Genomic DNA, 23,602 nt, shown 5'->3' on the forward strand with positions numbered 1-23,602 from the left:
GCCCGGCGATGCCTCGAGGCCCGCGCCAGGGTGCTCAGGGATGCGCCAACCCCTCAAGAGCGTTGAAGAATCCAGGGCCCCGGGTCGGATTCGCCGCCAGGGAGGCCGGTCCGGGCCCCCTTCTCTTCACAGTTCGACGGCCGGAATGTGCTCCACCGTCGCATCCCGCCTGACCCTGTTATAAAGCGCCCCCCATGCTCGAGACCGTAACCAAGGGCTTCCGCGCCGCCAAGAACCGCCTCGCCGGCAAGAGCGAGCTCACCCCGGAGCTGGTCGACGAGTCGCTGCGCGACATCCGCGTCTCCCTGCTCGAGGCCGACGTCGCCTTCGACGTCGTGAAGAAGTTTGTCGCCCGCGTCCGCGAGAAGTCCGTGGGCGAGCTGGTGCAGACGACCATCACCGACACGGCTGGCCAGAAGCGCAAGGTCAGCCCGATGGACCACTTCATCAAGATCTGCCACGACGAGCTGGAGGCCCTCATGGGGCCCGTCGACACCAGCTTGAAGCTGAAGCCCAAGGGCCAGCTGTCCGGCATCATGATGGTGGGCCTCCAGGGCTCCGGTAAGACGACCACGACCGGAAAGCTCGCCAGCCGGCTCCTCCAGGAAGGGCGCAAGCCCCTGCTCGTCGCAGCCGACATCTACCGGCCTGCCGCCGTGGATCAGCTCAAGGTCCTGGGCGAGCGGCTCAAGGTCCCCGTCTACCACGAGCCCGGCATCCAGCCGCCCGAGCTCGCCAAGCGGGGCTATGCCGCCGCGCGCGAGCAGAAGTGCGACGTGGTGCTCATCGACACCGCAGGCCGGCTCGCCATCGACGAGTCCCTGATGGCCGAACTGGAGTCCATCAAGGGCAACGTCCAGCCGGACAACATCCTGCTGGTGTGCGACGCGATGATTGGTCAGGACGCCGTGCGCACGGCGGCGGAGTTCGACCGGCGGCTGACGCTGGACGGCTTCATCCTCACCAAGCTGGACGGTGACGCCCGCGGCGGCGCCGCGCTGTCCATCAAGGAAGTCACGGGCAAGCCCATCAAGTTCCTCGGCATGGGCGAGTCCATGGACAAGCTGGAGGAGTTCCGCCCGGCCGGCCTCGCGGGCCGCATCCTCGGGTTCGGCGACATCGTCGGCCTGATGAAGGACTTCGAGAAGGTCGTCGACGAGAAGAAGGCCGAAGAGGATGCCAAGAAGCTCCTGTCCGGCCAGTTCACGATGAAGGACTTCGTCGAGCAGATCCGCATGGTCCGGAAGATGGGACCGCTCAAGGACCTGCTGGAGAAGTTCCCCCTCTTCGGCGACCTCACCGAGCACCTCAATCCGGACGAGAAGGAGCTCACGAAGATCGAGTCGATGTACGACTCGATGACGGCGAAGGAGCGCCTGCGGCCAGATACCGTCAACAACAGCCGCATCAACCGCATCGCCAAGGGCAGCGGCCGCAAGGTCGAAGAGGTCAAGGAGCTGCTCCAGAAGTTCGGGATGATGCAGCAGGTGATGGGCACCATCGGCCAGAATCCGGGCCTCTTGGGCCGCATCCCCGGCTTCAAGCAGTTGGGTCAGCTGTCGCAGATGAAGAACATGGACCTCTCCAGCATGTTCGGCGGCGACCCGAAGATGATGGAGAAGATGATGAGCGGCGGCATGCCCGGCATGGGCATGCCCATGCAGCTGCCGCAGATTGCTCCCGGCTACACGCCGCCCATGGGCCAGGCCGCCATGGCCAAGGCCCGGTTGATGGGCTACGCGCCGCCTTCCGCCGCCGGCAAGAGCGAGGACCGCGACGCCATCAAGGAGCGCCGCAAGCGGGAGAAGGAGAACAAGAAGAAGAACCGGAAGAAGAAGTAGGCCGCTCGCGGCCCCGGTGCCCACGCCCGCCTCCCCGCATTCGTGCTGGGAGGGCGGGCGTTCGTGTTTTCGGGACGGCTGTCCAGAAGGTGAGATGCCCGTCCCGACTGGTCAACGGTCAGCTTGGACACCTGCGGCGGCTTGCCCTCCTCACGTAGGAAGAGGCAGAAGAGAAGTGGTCGCCGCACATCTCGGCCAGCATTCCGAGCGCCTATGCCCGGAATGGTTCTTGCGATGAGCAACAGCATGCACCATCGACGACGCCTCATTTCCCTGCTGTTCGCCTTCTCCGCTGCAACGGCCTGCATCAACGTTCCAGAGGTCGAATCGCCCCCGAACGAGTCCGAAGCGGATGCCGGCACACAGCCCGACGCAGGCTCCGAGGAGCCGCGAACGCTGACCTTGCTCAATACCCTGCCGGCAGGAGGGTCGACGCAAGTTCCCATCGACACCCAATTCGTCCTGACGTTTTCGAGTCCCATCGAAGAGGACTCGCTGAACGTGATGATTCAGCCCCAAGTGACGCTGGCCCGCACAGAATGGGCCCATCAGGGAGCAACGGCCATCGTGCATCCGGCGGCAGCATTGGCTGAGAACACTACCTATACAGTCATCGTGAATGCAGAGAACGGCGCTGGTCAATCATTGACAGGAACGCGCTCGTTCACATTCACGACGACGGGCCCAGCCCCCGACACCACTGCGCCTACCATCCTCAACACGACGCCGGGACAGGCTTCCATCGGCGTAGCTCGAGACACAGTCATCGAGGTTCTCTTTTCAGAACCCATGGACAAGAACTCCGTCCAGGCGGCGTTCGCCATCACCTCGCCTGCGGGACTCAACTCAGGAAGCTTCTCATGGAACGAGGCAGAGACGGTGATGACCTACACGTCACCTGCAAGCGCTGCATATGGCACCACCGTCGCTTGGCAGATCTCCACCTTTGCCAAGGACAAAAATGGGAATGCGTTACAGGATATCGCCAAACAGGAATTCCGCATCGTCCGCCAGGCTACGATGACCATGCCACTCATCTACTCGGCAAGCGGAACCATCACAGCAGGGTCATCCGTACGCCACTACCGGTCCTACAACTCGTACGAACTTGAGCGCATCGGCGATAATGGTGCCCAACAGGGCAGTCGGCTGTTCCTTGCATTCAAGCTCGACACATTGCCTTTTGACACCATCCGAATCAATCAAGCGACCATCAGGTGGTGGTTGTCACTTCGACTGGGCAATCCCTTCGAAAAGCTTGGGCCTCTCCTGTTGGAACCCGTAGACGTGGGTGAATCGCTTCCCCAATCGCATGCAGAAGAGACCGAGAACCCGGTACTCACCGCAGCCTACACCGCCCGCCCCCTTGCCCCGGGCTTCACCATTGCCGAGGCAGACACGGGAACCCCAGGGCAGTTCGACGTAACGTCGTACGTGACCACGAACTGGGCACGCCGGGACGAAGCAAACTACAGGTCCCAGTTCCGCATCCGGTTCACCTCGGAAACAGATAACGACAGGGACACTGACGAGCTGCGTTCAAGCCCAACTACACATCCTACGCTGGCCGAGCTTGAAGTCATTTACGAGTATCCTTGACACAGATCGCGAGGCGAACCATTAGCGCTCGGTTCGCCTCCCAGTTCCTGGAGGAACTCTTATTCTTGTCGCTTGGGCACCACGAGTCCCTGGCTCAGACGCTTCAACACTCGCTGTTTCTGGCGCCGTTTGTAGGCCTCGTGCGCATTGTCTCCACGCTCATTAAGTCGCGCGGTTTCTTCATCGACGATCTGGAATTCGACAAGCGAGATGATGATTCTCCCCTTTCGCTGCCGGGTGTCTTCTTCCGGGGTGGGCAGATAGGCATCCATTCGCATGGGGAGGTCGACCACGAAGTTGAGCGCGCGGTAGGTATTGCCCGAAAAAGTGTTTCCCCCAGTGTTCTCTCGATCTTCGTAGTCACGATCCAGATGGAGTCGTGGGATGTACTGCTCGAAGTGAGGGTTCTCAGCGAGCACAGCCTTGAACGGCATCAGCGTGTTTTCAGTTTGTCCCGGGACCACCAAGTGAAAGGGGAAGAGGCGCTGGGAGAGATAGTAGAGAACCGGCAGCAAGTCCTCCCGCCTCTTGGTCACCACCCGGAACCGGGTCCTATCGTAGACTTGGGCGGCAACGGTCTCCTTCTTCGCCAGCAACTTGGTGACGAGCGAGTCCTGGGTCTTGATGGAGTGCGCGAACTCCACAATGGGCAGCCCTTTGGACTGCATCTCGGCGGCAACTCCCATCACCCGCTCCATGATGAGTTCTGCCAACTCCACCTCTGACACAGGTAGCCGGAAGAGCAGGTCTCGCCCTTCAATGTGCTGAATGACGTGCATCACCTTCAGGACGACACACGCAATCCGTCGGTGACGGGGCGCCCCCTTGACGCCAGACGCGTAGAGGAACAAGTCATGAATTTCCGCTGGCCTCGCCACCGCATCTGCGACGCGGTAGTTGAACGTCTTCCGAAGGTACTCAACAGCTTCAGCCAAGACGGCGCGCGCCCACTCATCATCACAGGGACGAGACACATCCAACTGGAGCAACCTGAGGAAGTTGTCCACCTCCCCACGGGACTGGAAGTGCATTCGCCGCCAGTCGATTACCGACCCTCCGCGGAGAATCAACCGGATGCGCTCCAGTTCACGCAGCCCCATCCGCTCCACCGTACAGATGGGGATGTCCGGCAAAACAGGTGTAAGCGAAGGCGCCTTCACACTTGAGCTTCCTAGCCGAGCCCACTCGGATGGGGAAGTCTTCTCAAACGAACGAGGGCCCTCCCCCATCGGGAGAGGACCCTCATTACGACCAAACGGCCAACCAGCTACTGGGCAGCAACCTCGCGGTTGTTTTCGTACCGGACTTGGCTCAATACCCGGCCGTCTTCAGCGAGCTCCTTGACCACGCCATTTTTACGGCCGTTCTTGTACTCCTCGATTCTCTGGGGCTTGCCGCTGGGGAAGTACATGACGCGCTGGCCATGCCAGCCGCCATCCTTGAACTCCGCAGTGCCGCGCTTGTTGCCTGACGCATCGTAGAAGGTCCAGGTGCCAACCTTGAGACCGTTCTCGAACTGCCCCTGTGCCGCCTTCACGCCATTCGGGTGGTACTCAACGTACGCACCGTGTGAGGTGCGGGCGCCTGCCTTCGTGCCGGACTTCACACACGACAAGCCCTCCTCCTTGGAACCGAGCTGAACCGTGCCCTCAGCGCAGTTCAGCCGCTCCGAAGCGCCTTCAGCCATTGCCGCCGGAGCAACCAGGGTCAGACCGAGGGTCAGCGTTCGCATCAGCTTGGTAGACAGCATCGATTCTCCTTTTCAAGACGCCGGGATTTCCGCGGCATGAGTGGGACGCATAGGCCCAGCCGAAATTCAGCGTACCTCTCGCTGGAATGAGCGAGCCCCGCCCCTACAACCGGAGCGGGGCTCGATGACTCACGTGCCCAATCGATTACTGGTAGTTCGACTGCTGGCAGACGAAGTTGCCGTCGCTGAAGTAGAAGCCAGCCGAGTTGGTGGTGCTATTCGCGACGACGCAGAGGTTGACGATGATCTCCGCGTTGCTGCGGTTGGCGCCAGTGACAATGTAGTTGCCCTCCGAGCGGCTGATGGACGCGTTGCTACGACCACCGTCCGTCTGGACGTAGAAAAAGCGGCTCAGCTCGGTGGAGGTGTCCGGGAACGGCGTGTTGGAGTACGCGTTGATGCGGATGCGCAGACGCTTGGGCAGGGAAGCAGGACAGAACGCAGTGTCCGTCGTCGCATTGACGAAGCCCACCTTGTAGATGATCGGGCCCGTGGTACCGAGGTCCGCCTTGTTCGGGAACTCGTTGTAGTTCTGGCACGTCGGAGCGGGCGGCGCGGAGCAGGTGCCGCTGGAGCAGATCTGGCCGTAAGTGCAGGTGGACAGGCCCTCGCCGGTGCAGCTCGCGGGCCCGGTGTCACCCTCTTCGCACTGACCGGTGGTCGTGTTGCAGGTCCGGTCACCGGTGCACTCGGCGTCGGACGAACAGGCCGTCACGCAGACGTTGTCCAGGTTGGAGCAGACCAGGTCCTTGGACTCGGAGTCCGTGCCACCGTTGCAGAGCGCGTCCGTGGAGCACTGGCAGATGCTCGTGGTCGACGTGCCGCCCAGCGGGGCGCAGGTCTTCGCCGTGGAGGGGCAGTCCGAACCAGAGGTACAGGTCTGCACGCAGATCTGGGCAGTCGGGTGACAGATTTCCGACTCGCCGCACTCGTCATTGCTGGAGCACGCCCCCGGGGACGTCGTGTCGTCACCGCAACCAGCCATGAGACCGCTCATCGCGCCAAGCGCAGTGAGCACCAACATCATCTTGCGAAGCTGCATGTTGAGATTTCCTCTTGTTTGGAACGCCGCCCGGGGGGCCTCCGGCCACTGACTACAGGCCCCAACAACCATGCGAGCAAGTGAGGCTTAGTCCCGCCCGTCCGGACGTGTCAACGAGTGTCGACGCCACCTGGACGGCTGCTCGGCCTCGAAATTCACCCTTCGCGCAAGCAGACAGCGGGAGCGGAGGCCATCGCGACGTTCATGTCGCGATAGCCTCAGTGGACGCCCCTCACCTTTCAGAAGGTGAACGGGAAGTCGATGGGCTCGCCCTGCCGCTTGTGACGAGGGAATGACCAGCTCTTGATGAGCCCGGAGATGCAGCTCGCCATGTAGGTGGTGCGGAACTCATCCGTGCGGCACGACACCGCGCTCGTCTTGCCACTCGTCTGGATGGTCCAGCGCATCACCAGCTTGCCGCTCAACGACGGGTCCTTCTTCTTCTGCTCGTTGACGCACTTCACGATGGCCGACTTGTTGGCCAGCACCACCGCCATGATGTCCGACTGCTGCAGCCGGTCCGGAACCCCGCCCCCAGGCTCAGGGGGGACATAGGCCGTCGGACGCGCCGACGACGACTTTGCTTCCGGCGCCGACTTCTTCGTGCCGAAGAGTTCGTCGAAGTCATCATCCGAATCGCTCGACGAGGGCCGCTCCGCACGCGCCGGCGCGGACGTGCGAGGCTCCGGGTCCTCCCGACGCGACGACGACGAGGTGCGTCGATTCGTGGGCCGCTCGACCTTCGCCACCGCCGTCTCCGCAGGCTTCGCCGTTTCAACCGGAGGCGGCGTCGGCGTGGCCACGGGCGCCGCCGCGACGGCCGTGGGCGACGTCTCCGGCGGAGGCGAGTTCACTGGCGCCGCAGCGACCTCCGTGGGAGGCGGCGTCGCGGGATTCACGGGCGGCTGAGCGGCCGCCGCGGGGGCTGTGTTCGCCTGAGGCGGCGGAGCGTTGCTGGGGGCGGCGTCGGCGTGGCCACGGGCGCCGCCGCGACGACCGGGGGATTCGCTGGTGCCGCGTCCGCGCCAGAGCCGCCCTTCAGGAAGAGCGCCGCGGCGCCACCACCGACCAGGAGCAGCCCCGCGGCGATGCCAACGAAGAGCCCCGTCTTGCCCTTGCCCCCACCCGGCGGCGGATAGGCGGCCGGGTAGCTCGGCTGCGGCGGGTACGGCGCGGGCATGGGCTGCGCATACTGCGGCCCCGGCTGATGCCCATACGGCATGGGCGCCGGCTGCGGATACTGCTGCATGGGCTGCTGCCCATACGGCATGGGCGAGGCCATGGGCTGCGCCATCGGCACTTCCGCGCCCCGCAGGGACGGCGAGGACACCGGCTCCGGCGGCGGCATGGGCACGTCCAGCAGTCGCGACTGCGACACCGGCTCCCGGCCCAGCGCGGGCGCGGGCGTCGGAGGCGGCTTCGACAGCGCGTCGTTCTCTTCCTTCACCAGCGAGGCCAGCACGCTGGCCGCGGACGGCTTCCAGCCCACGGCTTCCTCGGAAGCGCCCGCGGGCCCGGAATCACCACGCCCCCTTGCCCGCGCTGAAGGCGGACTGCACGGGGCCTGAGGACACCGTGGGCGTCGAGCCGGACACAGGCTCGGGCGCGACGATGACGGGCTTGGAGGGCCGCGGCGCCAGCACTGACGCCAGCTCCGCCGTCTCCGACAACGGAATCCAATCACTGAAGCCCGAGCGCCAGCAGAGGCTGTCCGGGCCCACCTCGCCGCGGTCCCACAGGTCCTTGACCTTCTCGACATTGAAGGGGCCGACCTGCTTCTCGTCGATCGCCACGTACCACTCGTGCGCCGCCGCGTTGGCCTTGGCTTCTTCCTTGTCCGGCTCAGCCTCGGCTTCGGCCAGCTTGCGCACGTTCTCCGCGGACGCTTCGCGCGCGGCGGCTTCGTTCGCGGCCTCGGTGGGAATCTTCTGCGTGCCGGAACTCAGCACCTGGTCGAAGACGGCGCCAATCTCGTCCTCTTCCACGTCGGTGAAGAGACCGCCTTCGGGCGGCGTGCCCAACGTCGCCGGCATCGTGGCGGCGGACGTGTCACTCCCCTTACCCACGTCAGTCGAGGCGGAGGCCTCGGAGGTCGAAGACTCAGACGCGGAGTCCTTCGCGGCCGTCGCGCCAGCGGGACGCACGGTGATGGTGTGGCCGCACTTCTTGCAACGAACCTTGACCCCTTTGGGGCCAATCTTGTCGTCGCTGATCATGTACTGCGCGCGGCAGCTGTCGCAGACGAAACGCATCGTTCCCGTAAGCCTCGGAAATGACGGGAGAAATCCCGCCTGAATCGTAGAAGTGGCAGACGGAGGGGTCAAGGTTCGGAGCCAAGTCCGCCCGCCTGCCTTTTAACGTACGAACCCCACGTCGGGGTCTGTCCCTACCTGCGCACCTGTACCTCCACGTGCGTACCCACGGCGACGCGCAGCTCGTGCAGGTCCTCGGAGGTGGCGAACACCAACAGTTCCCGCAGCTTGTTGCGCACCGGGACGCGGAAGGCGGAGCCCGTCTCGCCCTGCACCATTCGGCGCACCGGCTCCATCTCTCCCGCGGCGAGCAGCCCCGCCCGCGCCGCAGTGAGCTCCGCGCCCTCCAGGTACTGCCGCACGGCCTGCGGCGTCGCGGTGGGCAACCAGGCACGCGCCGCCTTCGCCAGCGCCGCGCGGTCCGGCTCGTTGAGGCTCCGCTCCAGCAGCCGACGCTCCGGCTCCACCAGGTGCTGCGCTTCCGCGATGCGCACGTTGCCCACGACGAGGCTCAACGCCGCCTGGAGGATGGCCTCCAGCCGCTCGGGGGCCACGCGCTGACTGAAGGCCAGCTCGGAGCGCGCCAGCGCCAGGGTGCGGCCCAGGAGGTAATAGACTTCCTTCTGGCCCTGCTCCGCGAAGTACTTGCCGCCCACGCGCAGCGAGGCCGGGTGCGTCTGGAGCAACTCCACGTTGATGAGCGGCTCGGGCGCCGGCTCGTTGGAGCGCTTCGCCATCCGCTCGCGCGTCGCCACGAGGAAGGGCGAGTACAGCTCCACCGCCTCCATGCCCAGCACGCGCGCCACGTACCGGTAGTGGTGGACGTGGTACTCGGGCGCACTGGCCACGTCGATGCGGTGGCGCTTGGGCACCAGTTGGTACTGCTGGGACGGCACCGCGTACAGGTGCCCCACCTTCGCGAAGAGGAGGCCCAGCAGCTCCGCCAGCGGGCCGCGCGCCTTCGGGTGGAACAGGTGGTTGTGCCACAGCTGGTCGTTCAGCGGCCGCGGCTCCACCTTCTCCTTGTTCTTCGCGTAGGGCCCCAGCTTGGTGAGGATCTCCTGCTCGTCCTCCCCTGCCTCGCCCAGCAGGCCGGACACCGCCTGCGCGGCGAGCCAGGCGCCGTCATAGTTCTTACGCAGCGCGGACAGGCGCACCAACGCGCCCACCACCTTGCGCGGGTCCGTCGTGTTCGGCAGCGCGCGGCGGAGCGCGGCGATGGCCTCGTCCTCCCGGCCCGGCATCTGTCCAGCGAGGTCCGCGAAGGCCTCCTGCACCGCCGCGTCGTCGGGCAGGCCCTTGGCGGCCACGCCGTACGCGGCCACCGCGCCTTCCGGGTGTTTGAGCACCTGGAGGTACAGGTCGCCGAGCGCGCGCCACAGCGCCATGCGCGCCACGTGCGTCTCCGGCGTCTTGGGCAGCCGGCCCAGCATCTTCGTGTAGTTCTCCTCCAGCTGCTTCCACTGGCGCGCCGCGCCGAGCATCGCCTCCAGCGCGCTGAAGGCCTCCACGAAGCGCGGGTCCAGGTCCAGGGCGGCGTTGAAGGCCTCGGTGGCGCCCTCCACGTCCTTCAGGTCATCGCGGCGCAGCTCGCCCAACGCGAACCAGACACGCTTGGCCTTGTGCGGCTCCAGGCCCAGCGCGGGAAGCGCCAGCATGCGCGCCAGCACGTCCGCCGCCTTCTGGCCCTGACGCGTCTCGCGCAGCAGCACGTAGAGCTGGTCCATCACCTCCGGCGCATCCGGCTGCGACTTGAGCGCGTTGGTGAAGGCGTCAATGGCCATGTACGGGTCGTGCAGTTCGTCACGCGCGATGCGGCCCAGCTCCAGGCACACCTTCGCGCGGGCCTCGCCCTCCAGCACGCCCACCAACTGCTGCCGCAGCTCGGCGGACTTCTCGTACTGGCCCTGCTTCTCCAGGAGCGCCACCAACGCGCGCAGCGTCGGCTCGTGGCCCGGGTCGATGGCCAGCGCCTTCTCGAAGTGGTTCTGCGCGCGGTCCGTCTGGTTCAGCGCGGCGTGGATGTCGCCGAGCTGCCAGTACACCTCCACCACCTCCAGGTCCGTCAGCTCCTCGCGGTGGTGGATGAGGATGGTCTGGAAGACCTTGAGCGCGCCTTCGTAGCGGCGCGTCTGCACCAGCAGGTTGCCGTAACCCTCCAGCGCGGGCAGGTACGTGGCGTCCAGCTCGTAGGCCTTCTCGTAGCAACCCAGCGCCTTGTCGCGCTTGCCCAGCTTCTCCGCCACGTAGCCCAGGCGATAGAGCTGACGGCAGAGGTCCGCGGCGGAGACGGAGTCCTTGTCCGCCACCGCCATCTCCGCCATCTTCCGCGTGACGATGTCCAGCATCCGCTCGCCGGAGGCCCAGTCCTCGTGCGCGATGTACACGTCCGACAGCGGGCGCGCGGCCTCCAGGCTGTCCGGGATGTGCTTCAGCGCTTCCTGCCAGTAGCCGGTGGCGGTGTCCCGGTCCTCGCGCGTCTCCGCGTGGTAGCGCGCGACGTCCAGCAGCGCGCGGCCCTTGGCGGCCGGGTCCTCGGTCTGCTCCGCCTCCTGACGCAGGGTCTGCTCGTAGCCGCTCCAGTCCTTCTCCTGCTCCTGGATGCCCTTGAGGGCGCGGATGCTGGGCAGGTGGCCGGGGTCCACCGCGAGCGCCTGCTGATAGGCGGTCCGGGCGCTGCCCGTGTCCATCAGCATGTCCTCGTTGATCTTGCCCAGGCGGTAGTACAGCTCCACCGCGTCCTTGGACTGCCCCGCGAGCTCCGCCTCCTTCGACAGCATCTCCAGCGCGAAGGGCCAGTTGCCGCTGCGCTCGTACATCGTGCCCAGCGCGTGCAACGCCGGACGGCACTCAGCGTCCACCGCGAGCGCCGCGTGGTAGTTGTTCACCGCCCGGTCCAGCGCCTTGAGCTGCTGGTACTGGACGTTGCCAATGTCCACGTAGAGCTCGGCCTGCTCCTGCGGGCTGACGGCCAGCGCGAGCTGCCGCTCGTACGCCGCGATGAGGTCCTCCCACCGCGCCTGCGCCCGGCGCAGCCGGATGAGCGTCTTGATGGCCTGGACGTTCTGCGGATCGATGGCGAGCACGCTCTCCACGCAGACGTCCGCGTTCGCCGGGTTCTGGTACTTGTCCTCCCAGATGGTCGCGCTGCGGAAGAGGACACGGATCTTCTCGCGCCAGTCCTCGCTCAGCTCCAGCATCCGCTCGTAGATGGCGAGCAGGTCCGCCGGGTGGTCCAGCCGCGTGTGGAGCCGCTCCAGCGACTCCAGCGCCTCGCGGTTGACGGGGTCGAACTCCAGCGCCTGCCGGTACGCGGCCACCGCCGACTCGTCGTCGCCGATGTCACGCTCGTAGACGCCCGCCACCTCCACCTGGATGCGCGCGCGCTCCTCGATGCTGTCCGCCAGGTCCCGGGCCCGCAGCAGCGTGGACGCCACGTCCGGCCACGACCGCTGACGACGGTACAGCGCGGTGAGCACGCCGAGCGTCTCCGCGTCGGGCTCGAGCTCCAACGCACGCAGCAGCGCGCTGGCGGACTCGACAGGGTCCTCCAACTGCTCGTCCCAGACGCGGGCAATCTCGCGGAGGATGCCCTTGCGCTGCTCGATGGAGCCGGCGGCCTCCAGCTTCTGCTCCAGCGCCACTACGTACTCACGCTGACGGCCACGCCGCTGGAACACCGCGGCGAGCCCATCCAGCGCGGTGGCGTTGGTCGGGTCGAACTCGAGAATCTTCCGGAACGCCGCTTCCGCCGCCTGCGGGTCATCCAGGTGCGTGTCGTGGACACGCGCCAGCGTCGCGTAGAGCCGCTCGGCCAGGGCGCCACGCGGCAGTTCGTCGGCGACCTCCTCGTAGACGGCGGCCAGCTCCTCGTGGCTGCCCGTCTCGTCGGCCAGCCGCTCCACCTCCTCGCGCAGCGTGTCGTCCGACGCGTCCAACTGGAGCGCGCGGCACAGCGCCAGGAAGGCCACGTCCTTCTGTCCCAGCCGCACTTCCTGCACCCGGGCCAGCTCGCGCAGCGCGGCCAGCTTCTCCTCGTCCGTGACGAGGTGGGGCATGTAGCGGTCCATCACCTGGGCGTACGCACGCCAGTCGTTGTGCGTCCGGTACAGGTCGCACGCGCGCTCGTAGGCGGTGCGGTTGGCGGGGTCCAGCTCGAGCACCTTCTCCAGCGCGCCCGAGGACAGCTCGGGCTTGCCGCCCTGCCCCACCCACAGGTCCGCCACCGCGAAGTAAGCAGCGACAGCCTGCTCACGCTCCTCCGTCAGGAGGTGCACCTGCACCTTCAGCTCCAGCGCGCGCACCGCGTCGTTCCACGCACGCAGGGAGACGAAGAGTTCGTGCACGCGGTCCAACTCGGGAATCTGGTGCGGCTCCACTTCCAGCGCGCGCCGGGCGGCGTCCAGGGACTCCTCGCGGCGGCCCATGCCGGCGAGCACTTCCGCCAGGCGCAGACGCAGCGCCTTCACGCCGTCACTGCTCTCCTGAAGAGGAATCAGCCGGCGCAGCACGCCCACCAGCTCTTCACGCTGGCCCGTCTCGTCGTAAAGCTCGCGCAGCGTGTCGAGCACGCCGCGGTGACGTGCATCCCGGTCCAGCGCGGCCTTGAAGAACGGCACGGCCTGTTCCGGCTGCTTCAGCAGGCGGTACACGACGCGGCCCAGGCGCTCATTGAGGCGCACGACCTCGCGGGGGTCCAGCGTCACCGCCAGCCGGCCCTCCAGCAGCTCACGCAGGTCCTGCGGCCGGTTAGCGCGCTCGTAGAGAGACTCCAGCGCGGAGAACGCCTGCTCGTTGCGCGCGTTCTTCGCCAGCAGCTCGCGGTACAGCTCGATGGACCCGCCCAGGTCCGCCAGTCCTTCGGCGGAGACCTGCGCCATCTTCGCCAGCACGCGGTCGCGCTCGGCGCCCGACACCTTCTCCGCCTGGAGCTTCAGGATGCCGTAGAGCTTCTCCGACGCGCCCGCCGACTCGTAGATGCCCTCCAACAGCCGCGCCGACGCGAGGTGCTCCGGGTCCAACGCCAGGATGCCTTCGTAGGCACCCGCCGCGCGGTCCGGGCTGTCCAGCCGCTCCTGGTAGAGCTGGCCCAGGCGGAACAAGTAGCCCACCCGGTCCGTGGGCTCCGTCACGCCAGCAACCAGGGCCTCCAAGATGCCCGCCAGCTCCGGCCAGGCCTCCAACTGGAGGTACAGCCTGTCCAACGCCACCAGCGACGGCTCCTGCACCGTGGGGTGCAGCGTGCGCGCGCGCTCGTAGTAGGAGACCGCGCGGTCCGAGTCGCGCAGCTTCGTCTCCAACATCTGTCCCAACCGGAGGCAGACCTGCGCGGCATCCGCGGCCTCGGCCACGCGCGGCAGCGCTTCCTCGTAGGCCGCCAGCAGTTCGTCATAGCTGGCGGACGCATCCGCCGCGTTCTCCAGCCGAGCACGGACGGCGGCGTCGTTCGGGTCTTCCTTGAAGGCGCGGAAGAGGGCCAGGAAGGCCAGCTCCGACTCCTCCTGGGACTCCCGCAGCGTGGCCAGCTCGCCCAGGAGCGCCTTGCGCTCGAATGCGTCGCCCGACACGCCTACACGCGTCTCGATGACCTGCGCCAGACGCGTGATGTCGCCGCTGGCGCGGAGGGCGCGCAGCAACGTCTCCACCGCGAGCAGGTTCTGCGGCTCGCGGGTCACCAGCGCCTCCATGCGGCCCACCGCGCCCGCATGGTTGGCCTGCACGGACAGCACCTCGCCGTACAGCGCCAGCGCGCCTGTGCGGTCCAGCAGCCGCGACTCACGCACGATGGCCAGACGGAACTTCAGTTCCAGTCCCTCCTCCGTGGAAATCAGCGCGATGCGGCGAGCCAGTGCGTCCGCCAGTTCCGGCCAGCGCTCCTGCTTCTGGCAGAGCGCCTCCATGCGCTCCAGCGTGGGCAGGTCGTCCGGCTTGATTTCCAGCAGGCGCCGGAAGGTGGCCAGCGCGCCCAGCGCGTCATTGAGCTGCTCCTCCTGCAGCGTGCCCATCTGGAAGAGCACCGTGGCGCGACGCACCGGGTCCTCCGCCACCGCGAGCTGCCGGCGCAGCACCTCCAGCAGCTCCGTGGGCTTGCCCTGCGACGCCACCAGTCGCACGGTGCCATCCAGCGCTTCGGTGTCCGTGGGCCGCAGCTCCAGCACGCGCTTCCACGACACCAGCGCCTCGGAGGCTCGCCCAGGTCCGTCTGGATGCGGGCCAGCGCGCGGTACAGCTCGGCGCGGGACGCATCGCCCGCCTTGCCCACCACCTCCGTCAGGATGGCGGCCAGTTCCTCGGGCGCCTCTGCCTTGTCCACCAGCGCGACGCACAACTCCAACGAGCGCAGGTCATCCGGCAGCTCGCGCAGCGCGCGCGTGGCGGCCAGGAAGCCCATCTCCGCGTTCTCCAGCGAGCCGGCGTAGATTTCCGCGATGCGGCGCAGCAGCGCGGCGCGCTCCTGCGGCACGGCCTCCGCCGAGGCACGGGACTCCAGCATCTCCACCTGCTTCAGGTGGTTGCCCACCGAGGCGAAGACGGGCTCCAGCGCGCTGGCCGCGGCGCCACGCAGCGGGCTCTCCGAGCGCGCCATCTCCTCCAGCGCGCCCACCGCACCGGCATGCCCCTCCCGGCGCGCCAGCACGGCCTGGTACAGCTCCAGTGCGCCGCGCGGGTCGTCCAGACGCGACACCTTCAGCCGGCCCAAGCGCACTCGAAGGTCGGACGCCTCTTCCTGGGCGCCGCGCTCGTCCGCGAGCTGGATTTCCCGCTCGATGTGCTGCGCCAGCTCCGGCCAGCGCTCCATCTCCGCGAGCACCCGCCCCAGCAGCTTCAGCGCGTTGGCGTTCTCCGGCCGCAGGCCGAGGATTTCCCGGTACGACTGCGCCGCCAGCGACTTGTCCGCCAGCGTCTCCTCGGCCGGTGCGCCAGCTCGAAGAGCAGGTTCACCTGCGAGGACGGGTTCGCCTCGGCCGCCACCTGACGGCGCATGACGAGCGCCAGCTCGCGGTGCGCGCCTGTGCGGCGGTGGACCCGGGCGATGGCGTCCAACACCGACTTGTTCTTCGGGTCCCTGCGCGACATCTCCTCCATCGCACGGACGGCCAGGTCATAACGCTTGAGGCGGTTGTCGTAGATGCCCGCCAGGCGCCGCCACAAGTCACCGGCGAGCGGATCCTGCGCGCCGCGCTCCAGCTGGTCTTCGTAGGCCGCCGCCACTTCCTCGAACGCACCGGAGTCGGCCGCGAGCCGCTCCAGCTCGTCGCGCACCGCGGCTTCCTGCGGTGCCTCGTTGAAGGCGCGCAGGCGTGCGACGAAGGCGAGCGACGTCTGCCCCAGCGCCTCGCGCAGGGTGGCGATCTCCTGGAGGTGCTCCAGCCGCCGCTCGGGCGCCACGCCCGGCAGCAGCACCTCGAGCACGTCCACCAGCTTCCGGGTGTCGTTGACGCCACGGTAGACAGGCTCCAGCAGGCGCGCCGCTTCGGAGCGAGGCGCCTCGTGCGCCATCAGCCGCTCCAGGCCCGCCACCACCTGTCCGTCTCCAGGCGCCAGCTCCAGCAGACGCCGGTACACCGGCAGCGACTCCGCCGGCCCCACTTCCTTCTCCAGGAGCTGGGCGCGCTTCAGCAGCCAGTTGCGCCGTGCGCCTTCATCCGCGGCGCCATCCGCGAGCTGGTCCAGCACGTCCGCCTGCTCCACGAAGCGCCGAGACTTCGCGTAGAGCTTCTCCAGCGCGAGCAGGCCCTCGGGCACCTTCCGGAGCGCCAGCGCGGAGCGATACGTCTCGATGGCCTTCGCGTCTTCACCCGCGTTCGCGTACGCCTCGCCCGCCTTGAGGAGCAGGCCCACGCGCTCCTCCGGGTCGGTGGAGAGCTGCGCCTGACGCGTGTAGACCTCCGACAGGCTCTTGGCGTTCTGCCCCTTCTCGTACAGGCGGGAGAGGGCCTCCAGCGCCTGCCGGTCCTGGGGCGCGTCCGCCAGCAGGCTCTTCCACAGCCGCGCGGCCTCTTCGGGCTGGTCCAGCGACTCGCGCAGCTCCGCCGAGCGCCGCAGCAACTCCAGCGCCGCGGGGTCTCCCGCGTTCAGCTCCGTCGCCGCCGTCTCGTAGATTTCGGCCAGCACCTCGTGCGAGCCCGTCTCGCGCGCCAGCCGCTCCAGGTCCGGCTGCACGCCTTCCCGGTCCAACCCCTGCGCGAAGGACTTCACCGCGGACATGAACGCCAGCGAAGGCTGGAGCATGTCGCGCTCGTAGATGCGGCGAACCTCTCCCGAGAGGAGGATCTTCTCCACGGTGAGCGCGGAAGTCATCCGCGCTTCACGCAGCGCCACACGGCGGGCGTGGTCGCCCACCTGCACCAGCACCGGGTCGAGCACATCCAGCGCCGCGCCGCTCGCGGGCACCGCTGCCTTCACCCAGGCCTCGAGCGCCGCGCGCGCACCTGGATGGCCCGAGTCCTCGGCCAGAATCTTCCGGTAGAGGCCTAGCGCCGCGTTCGGGTCATCCAGGACCGTGCGCTGGAGTTCCGCCAGACGGAAGGAGACTTCACGCCCCTGCGGGCTCTGCCCTTCCTGGTTGCGGCGCAGCGCCAGCGCCCAGGCCGGTCGGAGTGACGGCCACTCTCGGTGTAGAGCCGGTCCAGGGTCGCCGCGGCTTCACGGCTCGCAGGGTCGCGCTCCGCGATGACGCGCCAGGCGTCCGCGGCGCTCTCCTTGTCCATCAACTTCGTCTCATGCAGCAGCGCCGCCTCGCGCAAGAAGGCCAGCTGCTCGGCGGGCTCCGGCGACGCCGCGGCCAGCTTCTCCAGCACCTCGGCGAGCGCCGCCCATTCCTCCCCGCGCGATGCAACCGCTGAAGGGCGCGCAGGCAGTCCAGGTTGCCCGGCTCGATGGCCAGCAGATCGCGCAGCGCCTTCACCGCGCCGGCCTTGTCGTCCAGCTTCTTCTCCTGCACCTCGGCCAGCTCGCGCAGCAGCGCCAGTCGCGCGGGGCCGACGTCCCCTTCCTCCGCCAGCTCCGCGATGATCTCCGCGTAGCTGTCGAGCGAGTCCGCGTCCTCCGCCGCCTGCCGTGCCGACGAGCGCAGCCCCGCGTCACCGGGCGCCAGGCGCAGTGCGCGCGCCAACGCCGCGAAGGCCAGCTCCGGCTGCCGCAGGTGCGTCAGGTGCACCTGCGCCGCGTGTCGCAGCGCCTGCACTCGCGCGGCGTCGTCCTTCGCCACTTCCGCCAGAACATCCAACGTGGCCACCAGCTTGCGGTGGTCCTTGGTGCGCTCGAAGGCAGGCACCAACACACGCGCAGCGGCCTCGCGCGCCGGGCCCGAGGCAAGCATGGCCTCCAGCGCCGCCAGCGCATCCGGGTCCGTGGGGCGCTGAAGCAGGATGTCCGCGAAGCTCTGCACCGCCTCCGCGCTGCCGTCCTGCGACTCCTGCAGCAGGTGCGCACGACGCAGCTTCAGCCGCGCCACTCTGTCCGCGTCACCCGCGGACTCGGCCAGCGCAATCATCCGCGCCAGCGTGTCTCCCAGCTCGCGCGTCCGGCCCGCCTTCTCGTACAGCTCCGCCAGGCGCGGCAGATGCCGGCCTTCCTCGGCGCCGTGCGAAAGCGCGGACTGCAGCGCCTCGGCCGCCTGCGCATCGCGTCCCAGCTCCGAGTTGAGGTCCACCAGCTGAAGCAGCAGCTCCAGCCGCTCCTGCCCACGCGCGCCCTGGATGCGCTTGCGCAGCAGACCTTCCGCGTCCGCGGACCGGCCCGCGCGCCCGTACAGACGCACCAGCCGCTGCAGCACCGCGTTCGACTCGGGCGCACGGGTCACCGCCGCTTCCAGCGCCGCGATGGCCTCCGCGGCCAGCGCGCCCTCTTCCGCCAGGCTCGCGGCCTCGAGCAGCAACGGCACGGCCACCGCGGGGTCCTCTGACTCGGAGGCCAGCGTGCGCAACACACGCCCCAGCTCCGCGTGCGCGGACAAGTCCCTGGCCAGCCGCAGCGCCTCCGCGCGGGAGCCCTCGTCCTTCGCGTCCTCGCGCAGCGCGCGCACCTGGACGTCGAAGGCCGCGCGGCTGTCCGCGAGCTGCTTCTCATGGATGCTGGCCAGCAACGAGAAGAGGCGCTTGCGGGCCGCGGGCTCCGTCGTCACCTCCAGCTGCTGCTGGAGCGCCGCCACCTGCCGCTGGTGGTCGCCGCTGCGTCCGTAGTGCGCCGCCAGCGCCTCCGTCACCTCCGCCGTGCGAATGCCCGCCGCGGCCAACCGCTCCAGTCCGCCCACCACCACGCCGGTGGAGACGTTCTCGGAGAGGAGGCCAAGGAACAGGTCCGTCGCGTCCTCCTGACGCCCCAGCCGCTCGGCGTACAGCTTCGCCTGGCGCGCCGTCCACTCGTTGCGCTCCAGCTGCGTCTCCGCCAGGCCCGCCAACCGCCCCGCGAGCGCCGCCGCCTCGTCGAACTTCGACAGGGCCACGCACAGCGCCTGCAGTCGCTGCACGCCCGCCGCATCCTCTGGCGCGAGCTGCACCAACTGACGCACCAAGGGCTCCAGCTCCTCGGGCGCCGCGCCGGCCGCCTCGCGCCGGGCCACGTCCGCCTCCAGCCGCGCCTTCGGGTCGTCCGCGAGCGCCGCGGCCGCCTGCAGCGACTTCACCGCCTCCACGGCGGCCGCGTCACCCGGCGCGCGCGCCAGCACTTCCCGCCATGCGGCCTCCGCGCGCGACGGATCCGCCAGCGGGCCCTGGAGCAACTGGGCCAGCTGCCGCCAGATCGTGGCCGCCACCTCCGCCACCGGCGCCGCCTCCGCCGCGCGTTGCAGCGCCAGCGCCAGCGCGGGCTGCGCCTGGGCCTTCTCCGCGTGCTCCACCACCGTGCCCAACAGCAACGGACGGCCCGGCTCCAGCTCCAGGGCGCGCGACAGCACCTCGAAGGCCCCGCGCGCGTCGTCCTTCTCCTCGAACATCAGCGCGAGCGCTTCGCAGAAGGCCACCCGCTCCGGGCGCGGACGCGGCGCCAGCAGGGCCAGGTCCAGCAGCGGCACCACGGCGTCCAACTCGTCGTCCTCGGCCAACAGCCGCGCCAGTTGGAAGGCCGCCAGCGCCTGCGTGGGGTCCAGCTTCAGCGCCGCTTCCAGGTGCTCACGCGCGGCGTCCGCGTCCTTGAGCTGCGTCAGGAACAGGTCCGCCAGCCGCAGCCGCATGCCCGCCTGGGTGGAGCGGTCCTTCACCGTGCCCAGGTAGCGCTCCAGCACCGCGACGGCTTCCGGAGCCCGGCCCTTCTCCAGGAGTTGCTCGGCCGTCAGGCTGGCCGCGTCCGCGCGGGACGGGTCCGCCGCCACGGCCTTCTCGAAGGCCGCCAGCGCGCCGTCCGCGTCATTCATCCGGCCAAGGCGCAGCGTGCCCACGCGCAGCCACAGGTCCACCTGCGCGGTGCGGTCCTTCACCTCGCCCGCCATCGCCTCGATCTGCTCGATCGCCGGCGCGAAATCACCGCCCGAGCGCGCCGTCAGCTTCTCGATGAGCGACAGCCCTTCGGGCATGCCCGGCCACAGCAGGAAGCAGCGGTCCAGCGCCTCCTTCACCTTCGCAGCCGCGCCCGGGTCGTACCAGGCGAAGAGCTTCGCCACGAGCAGCGACAGGCGCGCCGCGCTCTTCCGGTCGCGCTCCTCCAGCGACATGCTGCGCAGCATCCGCACGCGGTCACGCCACGTCTGCTCGAAGCGCTGCAACGCGCGCGCGGCCTTCTCCAGCCGCGCGTTCTGCGGCTCCAACGCCTGGGCGACATCCACCACCCGCTGCGCCAGTTCATGCTCGGTGGGGTCGTCCACCAGCCGCTCGGCGAGCGCGGCGTACTCCTCCGCCATGCCCGCGTCCCCCAGCGCCGCGCGTTCGCGCTCCAAGGCCTCGAAGGCCGGCTGGAAGCGCTCCTCCGACAACAGCAACTGACGCACGCGCCGGAAGATGGCGCGGTCCGGCTTCGCGCGCGCCGCACGCTGCAGGCACAGCACGGCGCGGTCGCGCCGGAACAGCTTCTGCTCGTAGACGTCGGCCGCCTTCAGGTAGTGGCCCGCGCACTCCTCACCCTGCGTGACGCCACCCAGCCGCTCCAGGACGTCCGCCAGCGCGGCGCCATCCTGCCGCGACTCGTGCAACCGCTTCAGGCCTCGGAGCGCGGGAAGCGGATCCTTCGCCACCAGCAACGCGCGCTTGAGCAGTTCCTCCGCGCGCTGCGTGTTGCGCTGCCGATCATGCGCGAGCTCCGCGGCGCGGCACAGCAGGCGCACCGCTTCATCGGAGACGACATCGCGCGAGCGCCCCTCGTAGAGGCGAATCAAATCCTCGACACGGCCGGCCTTGTCGAGTGCCGCTTCGGTTTCGACGAAGGTGCGGTCATCGGACACGCGCAGCGTGGGACGCGACGAGGGCGTGGGCTGTTGCATGGAGGGGCGGGCCTTGGAATGGAAAGAAAAAGCAGCGAGGGCGCCAGAGACCGGAACTCTACCGGTCGCCAGCGCCCCCGAGCAATCGTGCAAAACCCGCCAAACGGCGGGAATCATTGGCCTTCTTGCTACCCGGCCGAGGGAGCGTCCGGCGGCGTCTCGCCACCTTCGCCACCCTCGCTTCCGTCCGCCGCATCCGCCGCGGGGGCCTGGGCAGGTGCGGTCGTCTCCGGAAGCGCCTTCGCACGCTCCACACCCGCGCTGTCGTTCAGCTGGGTGTAGAGGGCAAGGGCCTTGTCACGCTGCTGCAGCTCCTCCGCGAGCTGAGCGGCGCGAGGCAGGTTGCCAAGCTTCTCGTGGAGCGGGAGCGCCTTGTCCTTGCGGCCAGCGCCCTCCCACGCCTCGGCGGCGGCGGCGGTGTCACCCAGCAGCTCCAGCCACCGGGCGCGGCCGGCCGGCTTCTGCTCCTGCTCGGCCCGGGCCAGCTCCTTCTGCGCCAGCTCCTTCGCCTCGTCGTCCAGCTTCAGACGCTGCATGAAGTGGAACGCCTTGGGCGGAGGCAGCGGGCTGAGGACCTCCACCGCCTCGCGGCGCTGGCCCACGGCCGCCAGCAGGGTGGCGGCACCGAGCCGGTCACCCCGCTCCACCAGGCTCTTCACCTCGAGCCCGCGGATGCGGTTGGCGCTGGCGATGTCCCGGGCGCGCTCGTACGACTTGCGCGCCAGGGTGAGCTTCCCGGAGCGCTCGTAGGCGAGCGCCGCCTGGTCGAACTGACGGGCGCGCTCATAGAGGCGGGCCACGTTCTCGAAGTCACCCTTGCCGACGAAGTGCTCCATGAGGAGCTCGTAGGCGCCGGCCTTCTCCAGCGTGGGCGCGAGCTGATCCGGCGGCAGCGTACCCACCAGACGGCGGGCCGTGTCGTTGTCGCTCCCGGCCAGGGCGTTGCGCAGGGCGCTCTTGAGGTCGCCACCCGCCTCGAAGAGGCGAGCCGCCTCCGCGAAGGAGTTGTTGCGCTCGTGCAGCCGGCCCGCGTCGCGGGTACGGCCCATGGTCTCGAGCTGCTTCGCCTGCTCGTCCCAGGTGCCCGTCAGCTCCGGCAGCGGACGCTCGCCACGCTCCGGACGCTCACCCCGGGCAGGGCGCTCGCGGCGCTCCGGACGCTCCCGGCGCTCACCCGAAGCGGCACGCTCACCGCGCTCGGGCCGAGGGCCACGCTCACGGCGCTCCCCACGCTCGGGACGCTCGCCCCGCTCACGGCGCTCCTCGGAGCGAGGCGCCGCGACGGGCTCCTCGACCTCGGGACCGGGCTGGCGGCCGCTGGCCGCGAAGGCCGCCTCCGCGCGCTCGGCATCACCCGCGGCACGCCAGGCCTGACCGACGAGGAAGATGACGTCCGTCCACGCATCGAACTTCTCCCGCGCCGGGTCCACGGCGGGAGCAGCGGCCTCGGCGGGCGCGGCGGCCTCCCCCTCGGCGGTGGCTGGTGCCTCGGCGGGCGCCCCACCCTCGGCGGGAGCCTCACCCTCGGCGGGCGCGGCGGCCTCCACGGGAGCCGGCGCCTCGGAGGGAGCAGCGGCCTCCGCGGCGGCGGGCGCCTCGGGAGCGGCCGGCTTCGGTTGACGCTGCACGCGCAGCAGCGTGGTGATGAGGCGGCCACGCGTGTTCAGGTCCAGGTCGTCCAGCGACTTCAGCCGCATGGGCCGAAGCGAGCGGACAATGGCCTGCAGCGGCGCCTTCTCCGCCCCGAAATCCGTCTTGGAGAGCGCCTTCTCCAGGATGCTCAGCTCGGAGATGACACGCTGGCCAGGGCCCACGGGGCCCTCTTCGCGATCGCGCCCGCGTCCACGGCCATCTCCACGCCCACGGCCGTCACCGCGTCCGGGCCCGCCACGGCCACCAAAACCACCCGGTCCGTCACGGCGAGGACCTTGGCCCGGTGCACCCCCGTCACGACCACGCCCACCCGGGCGCGGCCCACCGCTTCCATTCTCCTGAGGCACGTCTTTCTCCCGCTAGAACGCGTAGCGAATGTTCGGCGCCACCGCGAACCCGAACGAGCCCCCGGAGACGAGGTACTGCCCCGTCACCTCGAGCCCTACGGAAAAGTGGCGCAGCCGTGTGTAGTACTCCACTCCGGGCCCGGCAAACACAAGAATGTCGGAATCGGGGAGGAGCCGCTGCGGCGAGAACATCGCATAGCCAGCACCTGCACGGAGATAGAACCAGGTGCGCTTCACTTCCTGACTGTCAGCGAACCCCACCAGGCGAGCACGCAACACCGCGCCGGGAATCAGGGTGGAGAAGTCACCCGACACCGCGCCGCCAGAGTTGCCCACGTACTGAGCGCCCGTCCGCACGCTCGAGCCCATGAGGAACAAGCCGACGGATACGTGCTCGCCCAGGTCCACGCCCACCTCCACCTGCGCCATGGGCCCGGAGGAGAACGGACGCGGCGTGCCTTCGGCCGCCGGCGGGTTGGTGATGAACAGGGGACCACCGAGCACCGCGAAGTAGATGCCTCGCTCGATTTCATCGAACGTGACAGCCGGGCGGTCGCCCTGGGCAGTGGTGGGCTGCTGGGCGCTCGCGACCGTGGGGAGAACGAACGAGGCGCACAGGGCAAGTGAGGCGAGGGCTTTCATGCGGTCCTGACGTTGGCCCGGCCCCCTCGGGGGAGTGGGAGCCGGGGAAAGGCGCGGTGGGCAG

11 protein-coding genes and 1 pseudogene are annotated in these 23,602 nt (G+C 68.8%); 2 read left to right on the forward strand and 10 right to left on the reverse strand.

From position 1 onward, the window contains the following. The first annotated feature begins 194 nt into the window (after positions 1-194). The gene (gene ffh, locus QEG98_RS26020) at positions 195-1,841 is read left to right on the forward strand and encodes a signal recognition particle protein (RefSeq protein ID WP_011554838.1); all 1,647 of its coding nucleotides are present in this window, start codon (positions 195-197) and stop codon (positions 1,839-1,841) included. A gap of 234 nt (positions 1,842-2,075) precedes the next feature. Continuing rightward, the gene (locus QEG98_RS26025) at positions 2,076-3,440 is read left to right on the forward strand and encodes an Ig-like domain-containing protein (RefSeq protein ID WP_316563211.1); all 1,365 of its coding nucleotides are present in this window, start codon (positions 2,076-2,078) and stop codon (positions 3,438-3,440) included. A gap of 59 nt (positions 3,441-3,499) precedes the next feature. On the opposite strand, the gene QEG98_RS26030 is transcribed toward QEG98_RS26025, so the two are convergent. The 10 genes and pseudogenes from QEG98_RS26030 to cglE form a co-directional block, all read right to left on the reverse strand. Continuing rightward, the gene (locus QEG98_RS26030; RefSeq protein ID WP_316563212.1) at positions 3,500-4,669 is read right to left on the reverse strand and encodes a TIGR04552 family protein; all 1,170 of its coding nucleotides are present in this window, start codon (positions 4,667-4,669) and stop codon (positions 3,500-3,502) included. A 38-nt stretch (positions 4,670-4,707) separates the two neighbouring features. After that, positions 4,708-5,190: a hypothetical protein gene (locus QEG98_RS26035; protein ID WP_316563213.1), complete on the reverse strand. Its 483-nt coding sequence runs from the start codon at positions 5,188-5,190 to the stop codon at positions 4,708-4,710. A 145-nt stretch (positions 5,191-5,335) separates the two neighbouring features. Further along, complete coding sequence (locus tag QEG98_RS26040) at positions 5,336-6,232, reverse strand: hypothetical protein (protein WP_316563214.1); 897 nt, start codon at positions 6,230-6,232, stop codon at positions 5,336-5,338. Between the two features lie 239 nt (positions 6,233-6,471). Next, positions 6,472-7,131: an AgmX/PglI C-terminal domain-containing protein gene (locus QEG98_RS26045; RefSeq protein ID WP_316563215.1), complete on the reverse strand. Its 660-nt coding sequence runs from the start codon at positions 7,129-7,131 to the stop codon at positions 6,472-6,474. Further along, positions 7,128-7,721, reverse strand: a complete 594-nt coding sequence (locus QEG98_RS26050; protein WP_316563216.1) for a hypothetical protein — start codon at positions 7,719-7,721, stop codon at positions 7,128-7,130. The genes QEG98_RS26045 and QEG98_RS26050 overlap by 4 nt, the downstream gene beginning before the upstream one ends. A gap of 31 nt (positions 7,722-7,752) precedes the next feature. Further along, entirely contained in the window at positions 7,753-8,484 is a 732-nt protein-coding gene (locus QEG98_RS26055) for a GYF domain-containing protein (RefSeq protein ID WP_316563217.1), read from the reverse strand. A gap of 134 nt (positions 8,485-8,618) precedes the next feature. After that, positions 8,619-20,896, reverse strand: a pseudogene (locus QEG98_RS26060) (tetratricopeptide repeat protein). A 128-nt stretch (positions 20,897-21,024) separates the two neighbouring features. Then, positions 21,025-22,710: a DEAD/DEAH box helicase gene (locus QEG98_RS26065; RefSeq protein ID WP_316563218.1), complete on the reverse strand. Its 1,686-nt coding sequence runs from the start codon at positions 22,708-22,710 to the stop codon at positions 21,025-21,027. Next, positions 22,677-22,883 carry a hypothetical protein gene (locus tag QEG98_RS26070; RefSeq protein ID WP_194858433.1) on the reverse strand — a complete coding sequence of 69 codons (207 nt, stop codon included), beginning with the start codon at positions 22,881-22,883 and terminating at the stop codon, positions 22,677-22,679. Before QEG98_RS26070 ends, QEG98_RS26065 begins: the two co-directional genes overlap by 34 nt. A gap of 25 nt (positions 22,884-22,908) precedes the next feature. After that, positions 22,909-23,538, reverse strand: coding sequence for an adventurous gliding motility protein CglE (gene cglE, locus QEG98_RS26075; RefSeq protein WP_011554849.1), 630 nt, complete (start codon positions 23,536-23,538; stop codon positions 22,909-22,911). Positions 23,539-23,602: the final 64 nt, after the last annotated feature.

Source organism: Myxococcus sp. MxC21-1, from assembly GCF_032612255.1.
Taxonomy (GTDB): Bacteria; Myxococcota; Myxococcia; order Myxococcales; family Myxococcaceae; genus Myxococcus; species Myxococcus virescens.

What these genes read in the sequence shown, in the direction of transcription:
- QEG98_RS26055 (WP_316563217.1), bottom strand. Translation starts at nt 8,484, where the DNA reads ATGCGTTTCGTCTGCGACAGCTGCCGCGCGCAGTACATGATCAGCGAC.
- QEG98_RS26035 (WP_316563213.1), bottom strand. Translation starts at nt 5,190, where the DNA reads ATGCTGTCTACCAAGCTGATGCGAACGCTGACCCTCGGTCTGACCCTG.
- QEG98_RS26030 (WP_316563212.1), bottom strand. Translation starts at nt 4,669, where the DNA reads ATGGGGGAGGGCCCTCGTTCGTTTGAGAAGACTTCCCCATCCGAGTGG.
- QEG98_RS26025 (WP_316563211.1), top strand. Translation starts at nt 2,076, where the DNA reads ATGAGCAACAGCATGCACCATCGACGACGCCTCATTTCCCTGCTGTTC.
- cglE (WP_011554849.1), bottom strand. Translation starts at nt 23,538, where the DNA reads ATGAAAGCCCTCGCCTCACTTGCCCTGTGCGCCTCGTTCGTTCTCCCC.
- QEG98_RS26070 (WP_194858433.1), bottom strand. Translation starts at nt 22,883, where the DNA reads ATGGAAGCGGTGGGCCGCGCCCGGGTGGGCGTGGTCGTGACGGGGGTG.
- ffh (WP_011554838.1), top strand. Translation starts at nt 195, where the DNA reads ATGCTCGAGACCGTAACCAAGGGCTTCCGCGCCGCCAAGAACCGCCTC.
- QEG98_RS26040 (WP_316563214.1), bottom strand. Translation starts at nt 6,232, where the DNA reads ATGCAGCTTCGCAAGATGATGTTGGTGCTCACTGCGCTTGGCGCGATG.